At 61.0% G+C, this 21,265-nt stretch carries 18 protein-coding genes; 11 read left to right on the forward strand and 7 right to left on the reverse strand.

Annotation, left to right across the window (positions count from 1 at the left end; all coding sequences use genetic code 11):
- Positions 1-5: 5 nt before the first annotated feature.
- From JNL86_06745 to JNL86_06755, 3 genes are all read right to left on the reverse strand, one after another.
- Positions 6-3,134, reverse strand: coding sequence for an efflux RND transporter permease subunit (locus JNL86_06745; protein MBL8042600.1), 3,129 nt, complete (start codon positions 3,132-3,134; stop codon positions 6-8).
- A complete protein-coding gene (locus JNL86_06750; GenBank protein ID MBL8042601.1) occupies positions 3,131-4,357 on the reverse strand; it encodes an efflux RND transporter periplasmic adaptor subunit in 1,227 nt (408 codons plus the stop codon). Before JNL86_06750 ends, JNL86_06745 begins: the two co-directional genes overlap by 4 nt.
- 203 nt (positions 4,358-4,560) lie before the next feature.
- Positions 4,561-5,415 carry a universal stress protein gene (locus JNL86_06755; GenBank protein MBL8042602.1) on the reverse strand — a complete coding sequence of 285 codons (855 nt, stop codon included), beginning with the start codon at positions 5,413-5,415 and terminating at the stop codon, positions 4,561-4,563.
- Between the two features lie 715 nt (positions 5,416-6,130).
- Between JNL86_06755 and JNL86_06760 the strand changes: the two genes are divergently transcribed.
- Together JNL86_06760 and JNL86_06765 are read left to right on the forward strand one after the other, a co-directional pair.
- The gene (locus JNL86_06760; GenBank protein ID MBL8042603.1) at positions 6,131-6,589 is read left to right on the forward strand and encodes a GNAT family N-acetyltransferase; all 459 of its coding nucleotides are present in this window, start codon (positions 6,131-6,133) and stop codon (positions 6,587-6,589) included.
- A gap of 65 nt (positions 6,590-6,654) precedes the next feature.
- Positions 6,655-7,506, forward strand: a complete 852-nt coding sequence (locus tag JNL86_06765) for a hypothetical protein (protein ID MBL8042604.1) — start codon at positions 6,655-6,657, stop codon at positions 7,504-7,506.
- Between the two features lie 61 nt (positions 7,507-7,567).
- On the opposite strand, the gene JNL86_06770 is transcribed toward JNL86_06765, so the two are convergent.
- The 4 genes from JNL86_06770 to JNL86_06785 all read right to left on the reverse strand — a co-directional run bounded on the left by JNL86_06770 (position 7,568) and on the right by JNL86_06785 (position 11,841).
- Complete coding sequence (locus JNL86_06770; GenBank protein ID MBL8042605.1) at positions 7,568-7,888, reverse strand: hypothetical protein; 321 nt, start codon at positions 7,886-7,888, stop codon at positions 7,568-7,570.
- 243 nt (positions 7,889-8,131) lie between these two features.
- Positions 8,132-10,042, reverse strand: coding sequence for an alpha amylase C-terminal domain-containing protein (locus JNL86_06775; protein ID MBL8042606.1), 1,911 nt, complete (start codon positions 10,040-10,042; stop codon positions 8,132-8,134).
- An 89-nt stretch (positions 10,043-10,131) separates the two neighbouring features.
- Entirely contained in the window at positions 10,132-10,671 is a 540-nt protein-coding gene (locus JNL86_06780) for an adenylyl-sulfate kinase (protein ID MBL8042607.1), read from the reverse strand.
- Between the two features lie 84 nt (positions 10,672-10,755).
- A complete protein-coding gene (locus JNL86_06785) occupies positions 10,756-11,841 on the reverse strand; it encodes a phosphotransferase (GenBank protein MBL8042608.1) in 1,086 nt (361 codons plus the stop codon).
- A 283-nt stretch (positions 11,842-12,124) separates the two neighbouring features.
- Here JNL86_06785 and JNL86_06790 point away from each other — a divergent pair, with 283 nt between their 5' ends.
- The 9 genes from JNL86_06790 (at position 12,125) to JNL86_06830 (ending at position 21,247) form a co-directional block, all read left to right on the forward strand.
- Positions 12,125-12,670, forward strand: coding sequence for an HPF/RaiA family ribosome-associated protein (locus JNL86_06790; protein MBL8042609.1), 546 nt, complete (start codon positions 12,125-12,127; stop codon positions 12,668-12,670).
- Between the two features lie 11 nt (positions 12,671-12,681).
- The gene (locus JNL86_06795; protein ID MBL8042610.1) at positions 12,682-15,093 is read left to right on the forward strand and encodes an AAA family ATPase; all 2,412 of its coding nucleotides are present in this window, start codon (positions 12,682-12,684) and stop codon (positions 15,091-15,093) included.
- Positions 15,094-15,158: 65 nt separating this feature from the next.
- Positions 15,159-15,323 carry a hypothetical protein gene (locus JNL86_06800; GenBank protein ID MBL8042611.1) on the forward strand — a complete coding sequence of 55 codons (165 nt, stop codon included), beginning with the start codon at positions 15,159-15,161 and terminating at the stop codon, positions 15,321-15,323.
- 14 nt (positions 15,324-15,337) lie between these two features.
- Complete coding sequence (locus tag JNL86_06805; GenBank protein MBL8042612.1) at positions 15,338-15,721, forward strand: cytochrome c; 384 nt, start codon at positions 15,338-15,340, stop codon at positions 15,719-15,721.
- Positions 15,722-15,754: 33 nt separating this feature from the next.
- A complete protein-coding gene (locus JNL86_06810; protein ID MBL8042613.1) occupies positions 15,755-16,336 on the forward strand; it encodes an isochorismatase family protein in 582 nt (193 codons plus the stop codon).
- Positions 16,333-17,667: a nicotinate phosphoribosyltransferase gene (locus tag JNL86_06815; GenBank protein ID MBL8042614.1), complete on the forward strand. Its 1,335-nt coding sequence runs from the start codon at positions 16,333-16,335 to the stop codon at positions 17,665-17,667. Before JNL86_06810 ends, JNL86_06815 begins: the two co-directional genes overlap by 4 nt.
- Positions 17,668-17,733: 66 nt before the next feature.
- A complete protein-coding gene (locus JNL86_06820) occupies positions 17,734-19,164 on the forward strand; it encodes a pentapeptide repeat-containing protein (protein MBL8042615.1) in 1,431 nt (476 codons plus the stop codon).
- A gap of 367 nt (positions 19,165-19,531) precedes the next feature.
- Positions 19,532-19,951, forward strand: coding sequence for a hypothetical protein (locus JNL86_06825; GenBank protein ID MBL8042616.1), 420 nt, complete (start codon positions 19,532-19,534; stop codon positions 19,949-19,951).
- 84 nt (positions 19,952-20,035) lie between these two features.
- The gene (locus tag JNL86_06830; GenBank protein ID MBL8042617.1) at positions 20,036-21,247 is read left to right on the forward strand and encodes an MFS transporter; all 1,212 of its coding nucleotides are present in this window, start codon (positions 20,036-20,038) and stop codon (positions 21,245-21,247) included.
- Positions 21,248-21,265: the final 18 nt, after the last annotated feature.

Here is a 21,265-nt window from a genome sequence, read left to right on the forward strand (position 1 = left end):
CGTCGTCACACCCACTCCGGGGCATGCTCCTTCACAATCTCCCGTTCAGCACACGTTCGATACAGAGCCGGCAGCACCAGGAGCGTGAGGGCCGTCGACGTAAACAACCCCCCGACGACCACCGTGGCCAACGGCCGTTGCACTTCCGCGCCGATGCCCCGCGCCAACACGAGCGGCAACAGCCCCAGCAGCGTGGTCATCATCGTCATCACCACCGGCCGAAGCCGCAACACGCAGCCAGTCATAATCGCCGACTCCGTCGGTTGCCCTTCGTTCCGCAGTTGATTGATGTACGACACGAGGACAATGCCGTTGCCGACGGCGAGGCCGAACAGTTCGATGAACCCGATCGACGCGGGAACGCTGAGGTACTGCCCGCTCAACCACAGAGAGACGACGCCGCCGATCAACGCAAAGGGCAGGTTGAGAATGATCAAGGTGGCATACCGCAGGGAATGAAACGCCCAGAAGAGCAGAAAGAACACCAACCCCAGCGTGATGGGCACGACCAGCATCAATCGGGCGTTGGCACGCTCCATATTTTCGAACGCGCCGCCCCAGGTGACGGTATACCCTTGGGGCAATCGAATGCCTTCGGCTAATTTCTTCCGCCCTTCATCGACCACACTCCCGATGTCACGCCCCACAACGTTGAACCCGATATAGATTCGCCGCTTCGCCTGCTCACGGCTGATCCGCGCCGGCCCTTCCCGCATATCAATCGCCGCCAGTTCACTCAACGGAATCGGCGCGCCTGAGGCCGACCGCACCCGGATATCTCCGATGGCACCGATACTGTTGCGGTAGGCTTCCGGAAACCGGAGAATCAGCTGAAAGCGGCGCTCCCCTTCATAGACATGCGTCGCAGGCTTGCCGCCCACCGCCGTGGTGATGATGTCCTGCACATCGGAGACGTTGATTCCATAACGAGCGATCTTCTGGCGATCGATGTCGATCGTGAGGTAGGGCTGGCCGGCAACCTGCTCGACCTTGACGTCCTTGACCCCGTCAATGGTCCGCATCAGGTCCGCAATGCGTTCGGCCTGTTGATACAGCAGATCCAGATCGTCACCGAACAGCTTGATCGCGCATTCGGTCCTGATGCCGGAAATCAATTCATCGACTCGCTCCTGAATCGGTTGACTCATGAGCACCGAGATCCCGGGAATTTCCCCCAAGCGATGCCGGATTGCGTCTACCAACCCAGCCTGCGTCTGCGCGGTGGTCCAGGTGTCACGGGGGCGCAGCGTCACGATCGGATCGCTCTCATTCGGCTCTTCGGGACCCACGGCAATGTCGGGCCTCCCGATCTTGCTGACCGACAGACGCACTTCCGGAAATTCCAGCATCACCTTCTGTGTTTGCTTTTCGATGGCGATCGACTCCTCCAGCGAGACGCTCGGCAACCGCACAATCTGCGGAGTCAGCGCGCCCTCCTCCAGAATCGGAATAAATTCCCGCCCCACCAACGGCAGCAGCATCAGGCTGGCCGACACCACGGCCGTCGAGCCCAGCAACACCGGCGCGCGATGGGCCAGCGTCCAGCGGAGCACCGGCTGATAGCGTTCCTTCATCCACCGGGTGAGTCGAGTCTCCTCCGGGTGATCGCCACGCAAAACGAGCGAGGCCAGCACCGGCGACAGCGTCAACGTCACAATCACCGAGGCCAGCAGCGAAATCACTAGCGTATACGCCAAAGGCGCGAACATCTTCCCTTCCATTCCGTGCAACGTCATCAATGGAAGAAATACGACGCTGATGATCAGAATCCCGAACAGAATCGGCCGCCCCACTTCGTTCGTCGCCCGGAAGATGACCTCCAACCGGGAGCGCTGTTGCAGCCGATTTTCCGACAGGTGGCGATAGATGTTTTCGACGACGACCAACGAGCCGTCGGCAATTTCACCGATCCCGATCGCCAGGCCGCCCAATGTCATGAGGTTGGCGGAAAGCCCTGCTCGCTGCATCACTAGGAAGGTGATCAACGGCGTGACGAACAACGACACCGTCACCACGACCGCACTTCGGGCATGGCCGAGGAAGAGAAAGAACACCAGCGTGACCAACACAACCCCTTCTATCAAGGCATCACGCACGGTATGGATCGCCGCACGGACCAGTTCGATGCGGTCGTAAAAGGGCACGACCCTGAGGCCGTCCGGCAAGAGTCCGTCCCGCTGGATAGTCTCGACGCGCTGCTTTACGGCCTCCACGACCTCGCGTGCGTTTCCGCCCCGCAACATGAGGACCGTGCCGGCCACGACCTCGCGTGCGCCGTTCAACACGGCCGCACCATGCCGCACGGCATGGCCGATGCGGACCTCGGCCACATCGCGCACAAAAACGGGCACGCCGTCGGCTTCTTTGACGACGATGCGCTCGATATCGGGCAGAATTTTGATCAGTCCCAATCCGCGAACAATGGCCCGTTCGGCATGCCGCTCCAATACGTTGCCCCCGGCATTGGCATTGTTCTTTTTGACCGCGTCGAAGATGTCCTGCAGGGTCAGCCCGTACTTCCTCAGCTTGTCAGGCTCGACCAACACCTGAAACTGCTTCACAAACCCGCCTAGCCCGTTCACGTCGATCACGCCTGGCACACTCTTCAGCAGAGGTCGCAACACCCAATCCTGCACGGTCCGTTGATTCGTCAGCTTCGTTTCCACCAAGGCAGCGTCGTCCCAAGACACCTCGGGACTGTCGAGATAATACTGATAAACTTCTCCCAGTCCGGTCGTCACCGGCGCCAGCACCGGCTCGAGGCCCGCAGGCAGTCGCTCCCGAACCGCCATGATTCGTTCCAGCACCAACTGCCGGGCGAAATACACATCCACATCGTCCGCGAATACGACCGTCAGCTGCGACAGTGCGAACTTGGAGATCGAACGGATTTCCGTCAAACCGGGCAACCCGTTCATTTGCAACTCGATCGGATAGGTGATGAACCGTTCCACTTCGACCGGCGACAAGCCCGGCGCCTCGGTCAACACCTGCACCTGCACGTTGGTCACATCGGGATAGGCATCGATGGGAATCGACTGGAACGCGAACAGACCGGCGGCAGCGCAGAAGCAGGCCAAGCCAAGGATCAGAATCCGTTGGCGCAGGGAGAATTCCAGCAGCCTCGCGATCATTGAGTAGGCTCGATTTTATGGATGTCGAGTTCGGACTTGATCGCAAAGGCGCCTTTGACGACCACGTCCTCTCCTTCACGCAGTCCTTCCAGAACGATGACGTTCCCGTCTTGCTCATCCCCCAGACGCACTCGCCGGAGTTCAAAGCGGTGCTCAGGCTGCCGCACGAACAACACCTTGCCTCCGCCATCTTGTTGCACGGCGGCCAGGGGCACGGCCAACGCATCCGGTTGCGGCGCGGCATCGATACGTACCATGGCGAACATTTCCGGCTTCAACGCCCGATCCGGGTTGGGGACGGTCACACGAATCCGCATGGTCCGGGTCGCCTGATCTAACACATCGCTGATATAGGTCATGCGCCCGGAGTACACGCCGTGGGGATAGGCTGCCACCACCACATGCACCGTCTCGTTCGGATGAATGAAGCGCACGTCTTTTTCCGGCACGCTGGCCACCACCCACACATCGGACAAATCGGCGATGGTGAAGCAATTCCGGGAGGTTTCCACGACTTCGCCACGCGTGATATTGCGCAGAATCACGCGTCCGGCGAAGGGCGCACGGATCGCGACGTCAGACCGGATCGTTCGCTCCCGTTCGAGCCGCTGAATGTCCTGGTCCGGCACCCCCAGGAGCTTCAGCCGATGTGAAGCCTCTCGAGCATCGGCCTGCGCGGTTTTCATCTCCGCCTCCCGACGCTGCAACTCGGCCAGGCTGATCGCTCGATGTTCATGCAGATTGGCCGCCCGTTCGTGGGCCAACTGCGCTTCATGCTGTCGAGCGGCGGCCTTGAGATAGGCACCTTCTGCCATGCCCAGGTCCGCACTGTCGAGCAGGGCCAGGCGTTCACCCTTCTTGACGTCTCTCCCCACGTCGACCAGTACCTCGACCACGCGCCCTCGTATCAGCGTCGTGACTTCCGCCAATTCGTTTTCGTTGGCATGAATGGTGGCCGGAAATTCGCGATGCAGGGTAAACGGCGCCTTCTGTACCGGCAGAACCTCAATGCCGGCCCTGGCAATTTCAGCTTCGGTCAAATGAACAATCCCATTGGCGGCCTTGTCCGTCGGCTTGTCGGGAGGCGGAAGTGAGGCGGGATCCCGGTCGCATCCGGCCGCTGCCGTCAAGACAGCGGCGAGCAGCAGGCACCGACCGGCTAGCAGGCGGACGACACCACCTCGCCGGTGCGGCCGGAAACCAGCGCGATTTGAGTCCATCATTCGAGAACCCATGTGTCGATGATCTGCGGTACGTACCCCTGCCGTTCTCATGAACAGCAGGGAACGTGCCGCGGGGGAATCGAATATTCAGCAGGAACGGCAAGCCTATCGCAGCGTTTTGCTACGCTAGCGGGAGCAGAAACGGGGTGAAATGCCACAGCAGGATGTTTTGCCCAAGGGATACGGCGCGGGACCATCCGGCCTCAGCGGACCACCAGCACCGAGCAGTGACTCTGCTGAACCACCTTCGTCGAGACGCTACCAAGCAAAAACCGGGCAACTGCCCCCATGCCTTTGGCGCCGGTGACGATCAAGTCGACTTTCTTCTTCGAGGCCACTTTCAAAATCTCCTCAGCCGGCTTACCAAGCTGCACCACTTCATCGACGACATACCCCGCCTTGATCAGTTTGTTGGCACACTGTTCGACCAGACGGGCACCGGCTTCCTTGACCTCAGGATATTTCAAGAACGGCATGGCGTGCATCACCACCACATCAATCGGCTCAAGCCCTTCCCTGGCCTCTGGCTGCAGCTTGGTCAGAAGAAACCGCAAGGCCTTCTCTGATGCCTTGGACCCGTCCGCAGCAAACAACATCCGGCTCAACGGGCGCGGCTCTTCCTTCACGATCAACACCGAGCAGGGCGCGTGGAGGGTCACCTGCGTCGAAACGCTTCCGAGCATCAACCGATCGAGCGCATCCAAGCCACGACTCCCGATCGCGACCAGACCGTCCCGCTGAGGCGCACGCTCCAGAATGGTGGGGCCGGCTGCCCCGCGCTCGGAGACCAGCTTGCCTTTGAACTTGAGCGACGCCATCTGAGCTTTGGCCTCGGCCACGGTTGTCTTCGCTCGCGCTTCGATCCGCTTGATTTCCTCCTGAATGAACGGTTCGTTCCCGATCACCACCGGCTGAAACATGAACGGCGCGCGCAGCGCTTCCACATCGGTCACATGCAGAACGGTCGCCTCGGGCTTCTCCGCGAAGGGCATCCGCGCCACCCATTCCGTCGCCCACTTGCCATACTTCGATCCATCGGTTGCGATCAACACTTTCATAGGTCGCCCCTTCCCGTTCGATCCATCGTCGTAATATTTGAGCAAGCGATGTGCCAGCCTGTCGCATCTTCGCCGCAACAGATCGTTGGGTCAATAGGTTCTTTGAACGGAGAGACGGCGAGTCCTTCGTCGGCCTGTGTGAGGTCAAGGGAAGGTTGCCGCCGGGACCGGAGGGATATGGGTTGAGAGAAGAGCGGAAGAACGGCCGACTACCTCGAGAATAGCACGACGAGCGGACAGAAGGGCCGGCAACCGGATGGACTACCGCCGGTCAGTTCATACGACCATAGATGGCCGTGGATCGCGGCGCGGAGCACCCGATGGTTGTGTGCCCCCAAGCAGAGCGACGTTCCTGCTCACGACCGATCCGGCCCCAGGTCACTCTGCACAGCAACGACCACACCGACCGCAGAAACGACCAACCAACCACCGGCGGGGCTTCGGACCGGCCCGCGACCTGACACCAGGAATGCCACAGCCCAGACCGGATTCTCCGTCCTGCTACGACCCCATAGATTCGACGTTGCGTTTTCACGGATGACCTCCCATCGGTGAACCGGACCCAGTCGGCACAGGCCTGCGTCGTTTCACAGGCACACCATCATGATGAACGCTACCATGTGGTTGCCGATCCGCCAAAAGAGAATTACATTTGAGACACGCTGCACAGACGGTCGGTGAGCGCAACTCTCGCAGGTCGATCAACCGGAGGATCATGGCGAAACAGGTTGAGCCAAGACGAGTGGAAGTAGTCGAGTGGAACCGCGCTGAGCCTGAGAGCAAGGCGATTCGCGAAACGGTGTTTATCCACGAGCAGGGAGTGCCGGTGGAACTGGAGTGGGATGGCCTCGATGCATCCTGCAGCCATGTGCTGGCATGGAACGACCATGGAAAGGCCATCGGCACGGCACGCATGCAACCGAACGGCACCATCGGCCGCATGGCGGTGCTCAAGCAATGGCGCGGGCGCGGTGTCGGCAAGGCCCTGCTCCAAGCACTGTTGGATCTGGCGGCTACGCAAGGGCTTCCGCGCGTGACCTTGTCGGCACAGATCCATGCGCGTGGATTCTATGAACGAGCCGGGTTCCACGTCGTCGGCGAACCGTTCATGGACGCGGGCATTCCGCATCGGAAGATGGTGAAGGACCTCGCGGTGCCATCGGCACAGTCGTAGCCACTCCGCACGTCTTTTCATTTTTCATTGGCAGGGCCCGGCAGGTGAGGGAGACTCCCCTTATCATGGGTACAACCCCGATTCCGCCACCCGACGCTACCGATGAGTTGCACCGATCCCTCCCCAACCGTCCACCCACGATTCGTCCCTATACCCTCGGGCAGCGCTGGCGATCGCGTTATCACGCGATCTGGTATCACTTGAGCGAACGAATGCGCTGGTCGAGACGGCCCTATCGTGAGACGCCGGTCGGCCATCTTTCCGGTCTCGCTCCGTGGCAAGCTACGCGGATCGAGGCCTTGCGGGCGCAGTATGGCGCAACCTTTGAAGCCTGGTACGGTCGCCATACCGCGCTGGCGAACTACGCCTACCTCGATCTACTCGATCAGGCCTGGCACGCGACGGATCGCCTGATCCCGGCAGGTGGCCGCGCCACGGATGTAGGCTGCGCCAACTTCTGGTATGCACACACGCTCCATCGGTTTTTTCGTCCGAGCATATTGACGGGGGTGGATGTGGAGGGGTTCCGGCTCTATCCCACCGGCTACAGTCGTTACGACGCCGCCGCCGGATATGTCACAGATCTTCCGCACACGTCCTTCGTGGTGGCCGACTACAGCACACTGGAAGAACAGGTCGACGTGATCACCGCATGGTTTCCATTCGTGACGCCCGCGCCGGTCCTGGCCTGGAGGCTCCCCCTCACGCTCTTCTCGCCAGAAGAACTCTTTCATCGCATCGCGCGGAATCTGGTTCATGACGGCACGTTTTTCATGGTGAACCAAGGGAGAGAGGAGGCGGACATCGCCGCAGGCTATTGCCACCAGGCTGGGCTTCGTGCTCTGGGCCGGTGGGTCCATCCACGCCCCTTGCGCCCAAGGCCCCATCCCCCGGTGGCGTCCTGGTGGACGACCTGACATCGTACCCCCGACATCACACCTGCCCTCCACGGTCCTCACCGCACCATCCCGCATCTCCTCACCGGAATCGTGCCGCCCTCCTGTCAGAGGGAGGCTGAGGCACTTTCACGATCGTCGTGATGCGATCATCGAGATCGACCTCGATGCGCACAAGATCTCCCTTCGCAAACGATGTGCGCGTAATCCCCACCCATTCGGCCACCCGCAAAATACGCAATTGACCATCCTGACTTTTAAACGTGAGCAACTGATTCCGCACATCCACATGCTCAATGGAATTCATCGGAAACACGACGGCGGTCTGCTGCGCTGGAACCGGCCCCACTGCTCCCAGACACCACCACCCCATCAGCGCCGCCAGGATACCTTTGCTCATCATGACCTCCTTTCGCTGCTCCTGCGCGACCGTCGCAACAGCCGTGCAGCACGCAGCCTCACTCTACGACCGGCGCGGTTGGCCGTCTGTCGCCGTTGGTGCCATTTTCCAGCGGGAGTCTCCGCCGCAGTGTGAGGCTGCCGTTGCTACGAAAAAGTCTTAGCGGGATGACGCGTATGAAACAGCACGAACCGGGGGATGACCGGCACGAACGACAAACCCGTCGCCGGGAGTTGCTGGGAGCACTTATCGCGAGAAGATCAGCATACTGTTCGCGGGAAGCACGAGGTTGGCGGAATAGTCGAAGCCGTGCAACGGGTGAGGCAGCGCGGTGACTTGCCCGCTATTGCCCGCAGTGCCGGCATTGAGCCAATTCTCATAGGCATCACTGTTGAATATTTCACGCCAATCGCCGCCGCCGGGGAAGCCGATCCGGTAGCTGACACGGGTGGCGTTGGCCAGGTGCAGGACCACCAGTACATCGAGGCCTTCACCTTCAACCCAGCGGTGAAAGGCCAGGACACGGTTCTGATCGTGCACATGCACCACACGAAACCCTTCTCCTCGCAGACCAGGACACCGTCGCCGGACCGCCAGCAATTCTCTGATGAAGCGCAGATGGTCGAGCATCTGCTTGTCGCCCTGGTCCAAGCCGGCCCAATAGAGCAGCAGATTTCCGTGAGCCACGAAATCGTCGGACCACTGTTTGTCCTCCAAGAACTCCTGCCCCATGAACAACATCGGAATGCCCGGCGCGGTCAGGCTCAACCCGGTCGCGACTCGCGCCCGGCTCCGTGCGAACCAGGATCGCGGATGGTCGGGATCGCCGAGCCGGGCGATGCGAGCTTCCCGCCCGTTGTACACAATGTCGTGGTTCTCCGGGCCCTGCACGAACCGCCACTGTTGCTGGAAACCTTCCGGCCATAAGCTGCGCGCCAACCCCGTCATGTCGAGCGGTCGTTCATCCGGCGCACTGGCATTCCCAATGACATCACGAATGGCGATCCGCAGCCCGTCCGTCAATGTCGTATCAAACCCGGCGCCGATGAGCGGCGGAGCCACCACGAGCGGATTCACGCCCCAATACTCGGCAAGATGTACGGTCTCCGGTCGCTGTGCATGGAGCGTGGACGTCAAGTCTTGGCAAAACCGCCAGCCGTCCGGCGCGCCGTCGTGATCGATCACGCTAACTTGGTCGTACCGGAATCCGTCGACGCGATATTCACTGAGGAAACACTTGGCATTCTGAATGAGAAAGTCCCGCACCTCCGGCTTGGCGAAATCGAAGACCAGACCACCGGCATGGCCTCGATCCGTGAAGTACAAGGAATTCCGCTGCCCCCCGGATCCGGGCTGTCGGTCGAAAAAGTAGAGGCTCTGGTCACCGAAATCACCGCCCGCATGGTTGTAGACCACATCGAACAAGACGGCCAGGCCATGGCAATGCCCCAGATCGACCAGCGCCTTCAACTGATTCATTTCCCCGCGCAGATCCTGCGCACGATAACGAGGCAGGCGCTTGGCATCCAGGAGACGATTCACCTCCTCGACATAGGGAGGAAGATCCGCATCAGCGACGGCAAAGTCCATTTCAGGCGAGAAATAGTCGGTCCCGTTGTAGCCCAGACTGAATCGGGTCTGAAATTCCTGAATGGGCATGAGCTGTAAGGCGGTCACGCCGAGGTCAGCAAGGTACGGCAGCTTGCGCGCCACGTCGAGAAACGTGCCGCCCTTCCGAGGCAAGTTCGGCGTGAAGAAGGTGCCGACATGGAGCTGATAGAGAACGACCTCGTGAAACGGCGGCGTACCGTACCCGCAGTCGTGCCACGGGAAGTCCGTACGACGAACCATGCATTCTGCAGGAAAGGGTGCTTCCAGCTCACGGGCGTAGGGATCGCGCTTGAGCCCCTCGCTCCCCTCACCGACGACATAGAACATGTACCGGTGCCGGTCCTTCACGCCGGGGAGAAAGCCCCGCCAGTGCCCCTGCTGATCCCGGGTGAGCAGCGCCGCATCATTCCGCACCCGGTGGTTGAAATCGCCGACGACATAGACCGCCTTGGCCTTCGGAGCCCACACGCGGAAGGTCGCCCCGCCGGCGACCAGGTTCGCGCCCATCGGCGTGTCGGAATGGATGTGTGCGAGTGAGGCAGGCATACGTACGTTCAACCCGGCCATCGCGGGAACGGTATCATCCTATCGAAGGCCGCCGGACCGGGCAAGAGGCAGGTTCAGCCACCTATCGTTCACCGCAGCCGACCGGCACGGATCAATGCCACGATCTGATCCGCGGCGACGTCGGACGAGGTGACGGTGGTGTCGATGGCCAACGCCGGCGAGACAGGCGCCTCGTACGCGTCCTGCAACCCGGGCACGGTGGAAGACGTCCCTTCCAGACCTCGCCGATACGTGCCTTTCTTGTCACGCTCCATGCAGACCTGCAGGGGACACTCGATCGACACCTCCAGCAACTCAGGAATCAAGGCCCGTGCAAATTCTCGATAGGCTCGGCGGCTCGCAGTCGCATCGAAGATCACGTTCACCCCGTGCGCCAGCAATCTGGCTCCCATGAACCCCAAGGCGCGGTAGAAGAGATCCCGTTCCTCCCGCGAGTAACTGGCGTCAGGCGTCAAGACACGCCGGACCGCATCGGACTCCAGCACCTCCACGGTCAATCCCAGCGCAGAGAGTTTGGGCAGCAACCGCTCAACGATCGAGCTTTTCCCCGAAGCCGGGAGTCCGGTGAGCCAAATGGCAAATGGTGTGCTCTTCATGGACACAGGCAAGGAATTCGCTCGTTCAACAGGAATACGTCGCAACCCATTCGCCGGCTCATCGACCTTCCCCCACGGCAGGGCGGACCGTTCCACCTAGCGGCAATACCGGTGCACCTCCGCCGGATCAAACCGTGGTTCGGCCAGGACATTCTCGATGAATCGGAAAATGGTTCGCCTCACGCCTACTGACAACTTCGGATACCAGAGCGGACTGGCCAACACTAAGCCGCGGAAGGCAAAGAACGGCGCCGTCGTCTCGAGTACGCCCTGGTCGCGACTTTCCGCAAGGTAGCGATCCCAGAACGCACGAAAGACTATTTCCAGCGCTCCGGTGAGCGTCCCGTGCCGACACACCGAGAAAAACAGATAGTTGATCGACATCGAGGTGACATCGTCGGCCGGCTCGCCCCATTCCCCGCGCGAACGGTCCAGCACGGAAAAATCCACGCCGCGGCGAAACAACACGTTCCAGGGATGAAAATCGCCGTGCACCTGCGCCAGGCGGGCATGTCGGCTCCGCAAACGCCAGCGCCAGGCGTTGCAGGCCACTTCAATCCGCTGCAGCAGCTCTTCCGTGATAAACGCAAACCGGTCAGGGTAACTATCCGTGAGCCCCATGATACATTCGCCGTGCCCCAGCAACTCCCGCAGCCGCCGTCGATACAACTGCGGATCGCGGTGTTTCTTCCGATGGATCTTCACCAAATACCCGGCGAGGGCGTCCGTCCGCTTCCGGTCGAGGGCGGTGGGTTTCTTCGCTCCCGCCAGCCGCTCAAGATCCTTGTGATACGTGTCCCCTTCCGACCACTGAGTCAGCAGGAAGAATTCTTTCGCCGCGGCGACCGAGATCAACTCGCCGTCTTCGGTGAACGCCCCCACGTCCAGCGCGACAATGTGTCCAGGCAAGCGGCCATAGCTGTCATAGTCCCACAACATGGCCTGTGCCCGATCGGCCGGATGCTCATGGCCGAACGGGCCGGGACTCATCGTCCCTAACACCACCTGGCGCGTCTTCCCATTGACCTCGAAGGTCAACCGCACCGGAGCCCCATACCCGTATTGCTTGTAGCGCGACCCACTGGTTTCCTTTCCGATCGGGCCATACCGGCACAGCTGTGTCGTCGGGCCAAACCGGGCCTTGAGATAGGTTTCGAGGGCAGACTTGTTCAACACCGGCATACCTCATCCCCCTCGCAAAACATGTTCCACAAAATGCGTGCTGACTCAGCGTTATTTCCGCGAGTACTGGCGCATTGAGCTTCAGCCGGACCGCATCCAGTGAGGAATTTTGCACCAGTCCCCAACCAGGTCGTGACCGGCCGATTTTCGGCTCGTCGGCAAATGCCCCACTTTCAGCCAATTCACAGGCGCGCTGGTTCCGATTGCTTGCCCCCGAGAAGGCATGTGCTTTGCTGAGACAGGGCGTGGACCCTATCCTGACCTGAGACGAGAGGAGGGACGCATGAACCTGGAAGTTGAGAGCCGCAACATCGCCATGACCCCGCGGTGGAAAACTGAGATCGAGGAGCGGATGGCCGCCCTGCAACGTGGCCATGACGATATCATCCACGGGCGCGTCACGCTGACGAAAAATCGCCATCACAAGAAGTTGGACAACGTTGCCGAGGCGCTCGTGCTGGTGACGGTGCCGACCCGGCAGACCATCACTTCGCGCAAGGAGGACAAGACCTTCGAGGAAGCGATCCGGTCCGCGTTCGATGCCGTGTCCATCGAGCTACGGAAGTATCGTGAAAAACGGGCCGACAAAGTCGCACGGGTGGAACCGCTGCCGCAGCTCCGCGGCGTGGTGAGCAAAGTGTTCCAGAACCAGGGCTATGGGTTCATCCTCACAGACGGAGGCGGTGAAGTGTATTTCCACAAGAATGCGCTGAAAGGCATCTCCTTCGACCACGTTCAAGACGGACAGGAAGTGCTCTTCGAAAGCGAACCAGGGGAGAAGGGTTTGCACGCCACGATCGTGCAGGCTCCGCACGTGTTGAAGCCGTAGGAACGGGAACGATGTCGGACAAGCACAAACTTCCTGCGAGTTTACTGGCGCCGAATGTCGATCCCGGTCGCCTGGGGTTCGAGGATACCAGCGAAATCGAACCGCTGGAGGAAACCATCGGGCAGGAGCGGGCGGTCGAGGCACTCGAGTTCGGACTGCAGATGAACAGTTCCGGATTCAACATCTTCGTCTCCGGACCGGTGGGAACCGGCAAAGGGACGCTGGTGCGGCAGATGGTGAAACGCCTCGCCCAGACGGCGCCCTCGCCGGCCGATTGGTGTTACGTCCACAATTTTCAGGATGCGTCCAGGCCCACCTGTCTGTCGTTTCCGGCGGGACAGGGGGCCTCGTTCAAACGCGAGATGGGAGCCTTCATCGAAGGACTTCGCCGCGACATCCCCGCCGCCTTTGAAGGGAAAAAATACCTCGATGCGAAGGCGAAGATCATCGAGGACACGGAAGGAAGAAAAAAGTCGCTCTTTCACGAACTCACGACACTCTGCCGCCAGCGGGGGTTCGGATTTGAAGAAACACCGGTGGGGTTCGGGCTCGTCCCGCTCAAAGACGACCGCCCGATGAACGAGAAGGAACTGGAGGAACTCTCCGAGTCGGCACAGCAGGAGCTGACCGAGCGGCGGCAATCGCTGGAGAGCGAGATGCGGGAATTCCACGTCCGCATCCATACACTCGAACGGGAGGCCGAACAGGCCCTCCATCATCTCGACCATCAAGTCGTCGCGAACGTCATGAAAAGCGCCTACGAGACGCTTCAGCACACCTACGAACGATTGCAGCCGGTCACGACGTATCTCCAACGCGTCCATCACGACATCATTCATCAATACAAAGATTTCCTGCCGCACAGCACTCCGATGCTGCCGATTCCAGGCCTGGAGCAAACACGACGCCCGGACATGACACGATTCGCGGTCAACCTGATCGTGGCCCGTGATGCCGCCGCCGGCGCGCCGGTGGTGGACGAATCGCATCCGACCTACAGTAACCTCATCGGCAAAATCGAACGACGCGCGCACCTAGGCGTGATGTATACCGACTTCACCGAGATTCGCGCCGGCGCCATGTTGCAGGCCAACGGCGGCTACTTGATCCTGCAGGCCCTGGATCTCCTTCCCCAGCCATTCTCCTGGGAGGCGCTCAAACGTGTCATCAAAACCGGAGCCGTCACCATCGAGGACCCGGCGGAATTCTACGGCTTCGCCACCGCTGGCCTGCGACCTGAACCGATTCCGGTCTCGGTCAAGGTCATCCTGGTCGGCACAGCGGGCATCTACCATCTGCTCCAGACCTACGAGGAAGACTTTCCCAAGCTGTTCAAAGTGAAGGCCGACTTCGACGTCGAAGTCCCACATGACGAACGGCAGGAGCGGCAGTATGCACGGTTCGTGGCGAAACTCTGCCGCGAGGAAGCGTTGCCCCCCTTCGGCGCCGACGCCGTGGCGGAAGTCATTCGTCAAAGTTTCCGGTTTGCCGACCGGCATGACCGCCTGTCCCTCAGGTTCAGCCTCGTGAGCGACCTGATACGCGAAGCGGGCTATTGGGCCAGGAAAGACAGCCACTCCTTCGTGACGCGGGCGGATGTGGAGTCGGCTCTGGCGCACCAGCGCCGCCGAGCCGATCTGCCCGAGCAGTGGATTCAGGATGAGATCAAGGAAGGCACCCTGATGGTGGATCTCCAGGGCGAGGTCGTCGGCCAGGTCAACGGGTTGTCCGTCTACCAGCTGGGCGACTATTCATTCGGCCGGCCCACCAGGATCACCGCCCGCACGTATGTGGGCACGAAAGGGGTCATCGACATCCAGCGCGAGGTCGAACTGGCCGGACATATTCATAGTAAAGGCGTCCTGACGCTGGCCGGATTTCTGGCGGGAACATTCGCCGGGCTGCAACCCTTCGCGCTGAGCGCCACCCTGACGTTCGAACAGACCTACTCCGAGATCGAAGGCGACAGCGCCGCCGTCGCCGAATTGACTGCGGTGCTCTCAAGTCTGGCAACCCTCCCCGTTCGCCAGTCCCTAGCCGTCACCGGCTCGGTGAACCAACTCGGAGAAATTCAGCCCATCGGCGGCGTCAATGAAAAGATCGAAGGCTTCTTTGAATCGTGCAAGCGGCGCGGGTTGACCGGTACGCAGGGCGTCGTCATTCCGGCACGGAACACGAAACACCTGGCGCTGAATCGGGAAGTGGTCGCGGCAGTGGAAGAGGGGACGTTCGCCGTCTATGGCGTCGATACGATCGAGCAGGCGCTTGAACTCCTCATTGGGGTCCGGGCTGGAGAACGGGGACCGGATGGCACCTACCCGCCCGAGAGCATCTACGGCCGCACCGCCGCACGATTAGAAGAGCTCGCACAGATCGTCGCCAGCTGGGGAGAGGCGGAGGAGCATGCCCAGGTCAACGATTAGCAGGGGTGCCGCCGGCGTATCGGTGAATGAGTCAGGTGACCGATCATCGTTCGAACGAGGGTCCCATGCCCATGTATGATTATACCTGCCTGGACTGCGGGAAAGAGTCGCTCATCGTAGTGACGTTGAAGCAGCATGAGAAGGGCGAGGTGCAATGTCCGGCCTGCGGCAGCACCAAACTCCAGCAGCACTTCTCATCCTTCATCGCCCACACGACGAAGAAAAGCTGAGAAGCAGGAGCCCTATGTCTCTCGTCATCACCAGTCAGGTTCGCGGACTGTTGTTCGCCGGCTCCGTCGGTGTCATCCTCGCCGCGCTCGTCGGCCCAGCCCCTGCGCAAGACTTTTCACCGGACGTCACCAGAGGGAAGGCCGTCTATGACCGTCACTGCCTCACCTGTCATGGCGCAGGCGGGTGGGGCGACGGCCCCGATGCCGCCGCATTGAGAGTTCCGCCGGCCAATTTTCACCGGTTCAAATCCTTCCTCAAGTCGGACGAGGAGCTGCTCCGGACCATCGAGCACGGCATCGTGTTCAGCCCGATGCATTCCTGGCAGGGACAGTTGACGGAGACCGAAAGACAAGACGCACTCGCCTATATCCGGCTGCTCGTGCAACAGGGACAATAACGGATCGGGAACACCGACCTCGCAAAGGGCGCCATGAATTACCTTCGACCCGGCGATGCGCTGCTCGTGGTGGACGTGCAGAACGATTTCTTGCCAGGGGGCACACTCGCAGTACCGAACAGCCAGGAGGTCATCACCGCCCTGCGACGCTATCTCGACGTCTTTGTGGAAGCGAGTGCACCCGTGTTTGCAACACGCGACTGGCATCCGGCCAACCACTGTTCCTTCCATGCCCAGGGAGGACCGTGGCCGGCACATTGCATCGCACAGACCCACGGTGCCGAATTTCCCTCATCACTCCACCTGCCGCCTGCGTCCATCGTCATCTCCAAAGGTACCGACCCCGCACGCGAAGCCTATTCCGGATTCCAAGGCACGTCGCTGCATGATCATCTCCAGGCCGCCGGCATTGCCAGACTGTTCGTCGGAGGCCTGGCGACGGACTATTGCGTCCTTCACACCGTGAAGGACGCCTGTCGACTCAACTATGCGGTCTACTTGCTCATCGACGCCATACGTGCCGTGAACGTCCTCCCGGACGACGGACCGCGCGCCGAAGAATCGATGGTGTCAGCCGGAGCAATCCCACTCTGTTGGGAGCAACTGGTCGCATGAACGCCACATCCGAGTCACTCCTCACCGACTTATACGAACTCACGATGGCGCAAGCCTACCTCGCCCAGAACATGACAGACGACGCCGTCTTCGAATTTTTTGTCCGCAAACTGCCCTCCCACCGAAATTTCTTCATGGCAGCAGGCCTGGAGCAGGTCCTCACCTACCTGGATACGTTTCATTTCTCCGAACACGATCTCGATTGGCTCGAACGGACCGGCACCTTCACTCCGTCGACACTCGCCGCCCTCCACACCATGCGGTTCACCGGCGATGTGCATGCCATGCCGGAAGGCACGGTCTTTTTTCCCCACGAGCCGATTCTCCGCATCACCGCGCCTCTCCCGGAAGCGCAGCTCGTTGAAACGCGGGTGATGAATCTGCTGAATTTCCAGACCATGGTCGCCTCCAAAGCCTGCCGCTCTGTCCTGGTCGCCGAGGGGACGCCGCTGATCGATTTTGGCCTGCGCCGCGCCCATGGCGCGGAAGCGGGACTGCTTGCCGCCCGCGCGAGCTACCTCGCCGGATTCGCCGGTACGTCCAACGTCTTGGCCGGAGCGAGGTTCGGCATTCCCACGTTCGGCACAATGGCCCATTCGTTTGTGCAGGCCCATCAGGAAGAAGCGGACGCGTTCCTGCACATTGCCCAGGCACACCCGCAACATGTGGTCCTCCTCATCGACACCTACGATACGGAAGCCGCGGCTGAAAAGGTGGTCGCCCTAGCATCCCGACTTCACAGTCAGGGCATTGCGATCCACGGAGTGCGGCTCGATAGCGGAGACTTGGCTGACCATGCCCGCAAGGTCCGGCACATTCTTGACCGTGGCGGTCTCGGCGACACCAAGATTCTGGTTAGCGGCAACCTCGATGAAGACCGTGTTCAGGCCTTGGTCCGGAGCGGTGCACCGATCGACCGGTTCGCGGTGGGCACCGCCATGACGACCTCGGCCGATGCGCCCTACCTGGACTGCGCCTACAAACTGCAGGAATATGCCGGGAGAGCCTGCCGCAAGCGTTCTGAAGGCAAGTCGACCTGGCCCGGCAGAAAGCAGGTCTATCGCCGACTTGGGCAAGACGGACGACTGGACGGAGACACCATCACCGTCGAAGGCACGACGGAGCCAGGTCGGCCTCTGCTGCACCAGGTCATGCGGGCTGGATCTCGAGTGGCTCCGGATCCATCGATGGACACGATTCGCCAGCGCGCAGGATTGGCTTTGGCTGAACTTCCGGATACTCTACGCCGGTTGGATCAGACCGCATCGTACGAAGTCCGGATTACCGAAGCCCTCACGGCATTGGCCCAGCAGGTCGACCGGCACACGTAAACCGATCCACACAAGGCTGCCGCTGCAGCCCGACACGGCACTGATGTTCTTGAAGGAGGCGCTTGCATGAACCAGCATTCCCTGTCCGTCACCCTCATCGCAGGTTGGGGGATCATCGCGTTATGCTCCATCACGGTTGATGCAGGGGCCGCGGCGAAGCCCGCGCCCAACACCACGTCGGCGCTCTCCTGTGAGAGCCCCTTCAAGCACCAGCGCCCGGCCGCCAAGCAGTTGGACAAGGTCCTGCAATTACATGCGCGCTGGCTTGAAGATCGTGAGTCCGCCGACGGCCGCCGCGCCAACCTTTGCCGCACCGACTTACGGCAACTTCGACTGGTGGGCGCCAACCTCGAACGCATCAATCTGGAAGGGGCGGTACTCAAAGGCACGAATCTGCGCACCGCGAGTCTGGTTCAAGCCCACCTGAAGGGCGCGGACCTGTCCCAGGCAATGCTCGACGATGCCAACCTTGAGGGGGCAGACTTGCGCAAGGGCATACTGGTCAAAGCCCACCTCAACCGAGTGGCCGCCGACGAAGCCGCGTTGTACGGCGCGAACCTCCAAGGAGCGTTGCTCAAGGAAGCGCTCTTGGAACGGTCGCATTTTGAAGATGCCGATTTGCAACGGGCCGATCTGAGCGGCGCCACGCTGCTGGATGGCTACTTCTACGGAGCAAACCTGTCGAAAGCCAATCTGACGGACGCCGACCTGGCCGGCACGGATCTGCGCCGCACCAACCTCCGGCAGGCCACACTGCGTCGCGCCAATCTCCAGGGAGCCCTGCTGGACAGCGCCGTCTTCGATGGTGCCTCGCTGGCGGAAGCCGATCTGGACAGCGCCTATTTGGACGATGCCTCCCTGGTGAAGGCGGACCTGCACGAAGCCAGCCTCCGTGGTGCAGACTTTCGGTATGCCCGGCTCGACGGCGCCAATCTGCAACGGGCGAATCTCGAAAATGCGAATTTGGAAGGCGCGCGACTCTTCAAAGCCCGGCTCGACTCCGCCACGCTGACGATGACGGTCCTGTACAAGGCCAACTTAGACTCCGCCAACCTGCATGGAGCCGGGCTTCACCATGCGGTGCTGATCGACACGCGGCTGTCGCATGCCGATCTCCGGAAAGCCGACCTCACGGAAATCTATGCCCCAAAAGCCCATCTGCAACAGGCTCGGCTCAGTGAAGCCAACCTGGAACTAGCCAACCTTGTCGCAGCCGACTTGAGCCAGGCCGATCTGAGTCACACGGTCCTGGTTCAGACCAACCTGCGGGAAGCCACCCTTCGCGGAGCCAACCTCAGTGGCGCCGACTTGACGGGGGCCCAACTAGACAACGCCGACTTGCAGCAGACGGATCTGCGCGGGGCCAATCTCAGCGGCGCGCTCGGACTAGTCCAGACGCAGCTCGACCAGGCCTGCCTGGACGAGACCACCAGAATTCCCTCGGGCCTGCAACAACCAAAGGCATGCCAATCACAGCGACAACGGCGGACATCGTGATGTTGTGAGGAAACCCCTTTCCCGAGGATTCGGCGGCTTGGGCCTGCATGTGTGGTGTCGGCAGAGACCCCGCATCCTATTCGCCTATCATCCTTGCCTCTAGCAACGCCTCCTTCTTGTGCTCACAGGCCTACACCCGCTGACTGTGCGCATGCCCATCCACCTTGCGTCGCGATCCGCGCATGGCCCCTGTGCGTCTGAAATCCCGCTCGACATCAAACACATGGGACTACTCGCCGTACCAGTCTCTCGTTCTTCGCCTTAGGGTTACGAACCTTCTGAACTAGGCACATCTCCAGGATCCTCAGAAGCGCGGGCGCGCAAAGATGAGTGTGACACACACCCTCAGGCGAGAAGGGAGGACACCATGAAGAGACGACGAACCTACTGCCTCTCGGCCCTGCTGGCGTTATCCATGGTTTGGCCGACTGCTTCTCACGCTGATGCGCCGATCCCACATGAACCGGGAGATGAACGCCTGATCGCACAATCCTATGACTCTGTCGCGGGCTTCTTGTTTCGCGACTATTCACTGCGAGCGAACGGCCAGGTAGACTATCGTACGGCTCGCCACATTCTGAGCATTTCCTACGATGATCCGGCCTCGGACGAACCGGATGTGGCCTTGCATCCCCTGTTTTATTGGTACGATCCCCATCAAGACGGACAATGGGAATTGTGGATCGATCGCGAAGAGGAAGGCCATCTCGTCGATATCACGCGGTATGACTGGGAGCAGGGAGAAGATTTGCTCACGCGTTACCCGAATCTGCAGCATCCCACATGACAGCCCCGCCTCGCATTTCCTATAATTCGCACCGGGGGAAAGGACCCCCACCGGTTCGGCCGGCGCATCGATGCGCCGATTCATATGCACATATCTCCGGTTCATTCATTTCGCCGAATGCCCTCCGGCATTTGGGTCTTAGGGTTCGTCAGCCTGCTGATGGACATCTCCTCGGAAATGATCCACAGTCTGCTGCCGCTGTTCATGGTCACGACGCTCGGAGCCGGCACCGTCGCCGTCGGCATCGTGGAAGGGCTCGCCGAGTCCCTCGCACTCCTGGTCAAAATCTTTTCGGGCGTCCTCAGCGATTATGTGGGGCGGCGAAAACCGCTGGTCCTGTTCGGATATGGATTGAGCGCGTTGACCAAGCCGCTGTTCGCGTTGGCTCCGGACATCGGCAGCCTGTTGGCTGCGCGCGTACTGGACCGTGTCGGGAAGGGCATCCGCGGTGCGCCCCGCGACGCGCTCGTGGCCGACATCGCACCGCCCCATCTCCGAGGCGCGGCCTTCGGACTCCGCCAATCGCTCGATACCGTGGGGGCGATTCTCGGCCCGCTCCTGGCCGTGGGGTTGATGCTACTCTGGTCCGACGACTTCCGGTCGGTCTTTTGGGTGGCCGTCATTCCCGGCATCATGGCCGTGTTGCTCCTGTTGTTCGGTGTGCAGGAACCATCCACGGGCCGGTCATCTACTGGGACGAATCCCATCACCAAGACAAATCTCCTACAGCTGAAGCCGGCCTTCTGGTGGGTCGTCGGTATCGGATTCCTGTTCACGCTGGCGCGCTTCAGCGAAGCGTTTTTAGTGCTGCGCGCTCAACAGGGCGGCATCACCCTCGCCTTCATTCCCCTCGTCATGGTGGCCATGAATGTCGTCTACAGCGCCTCTGCCTACCCGTTCGGCCGACTGTCCGACCGGATGCGCCACGGATCATTGCTTACATACGGCCTGGTGGTGTTGATCGCCGCCGACCTGGTGCTTGCCACCACCGACCACTGGGGCGTCGTGCTCGGCGGCGTGGCGCTGTGGGGGATCCACATGGGGATGACGCAAGGGTTGCTCGCCACCATGGTGGCGGACACGGCGCCGGCGGATCTCCGCGGAACCGCTTATGGGTGTTTCAATCTGGCCTGCGGTCTGGCCATGCTGATCGCGAGCATACTGGCGGGGTACCTCTGGGACCGTCTCGGTGCAGCGTTCACGTTTTACGCGGGCGCCTGTTTCTGCGGCGTGACGATCATTGTGCTCCACTGCGCTCCTGCAGGAGCACAGCAACCGGCCCGCTCGCCTGCATGAGTCATGATGGTTCGTCAC

This window comes from Nitrospira sp., from assembly GCA_016788885.1.
In the GTDB taxonomy this organism is placed as follows: Bacteria; Nitrospirota; Nitrospiria; order Nitrospirales; family Nitrospiraceae; genus Nitrospira_A.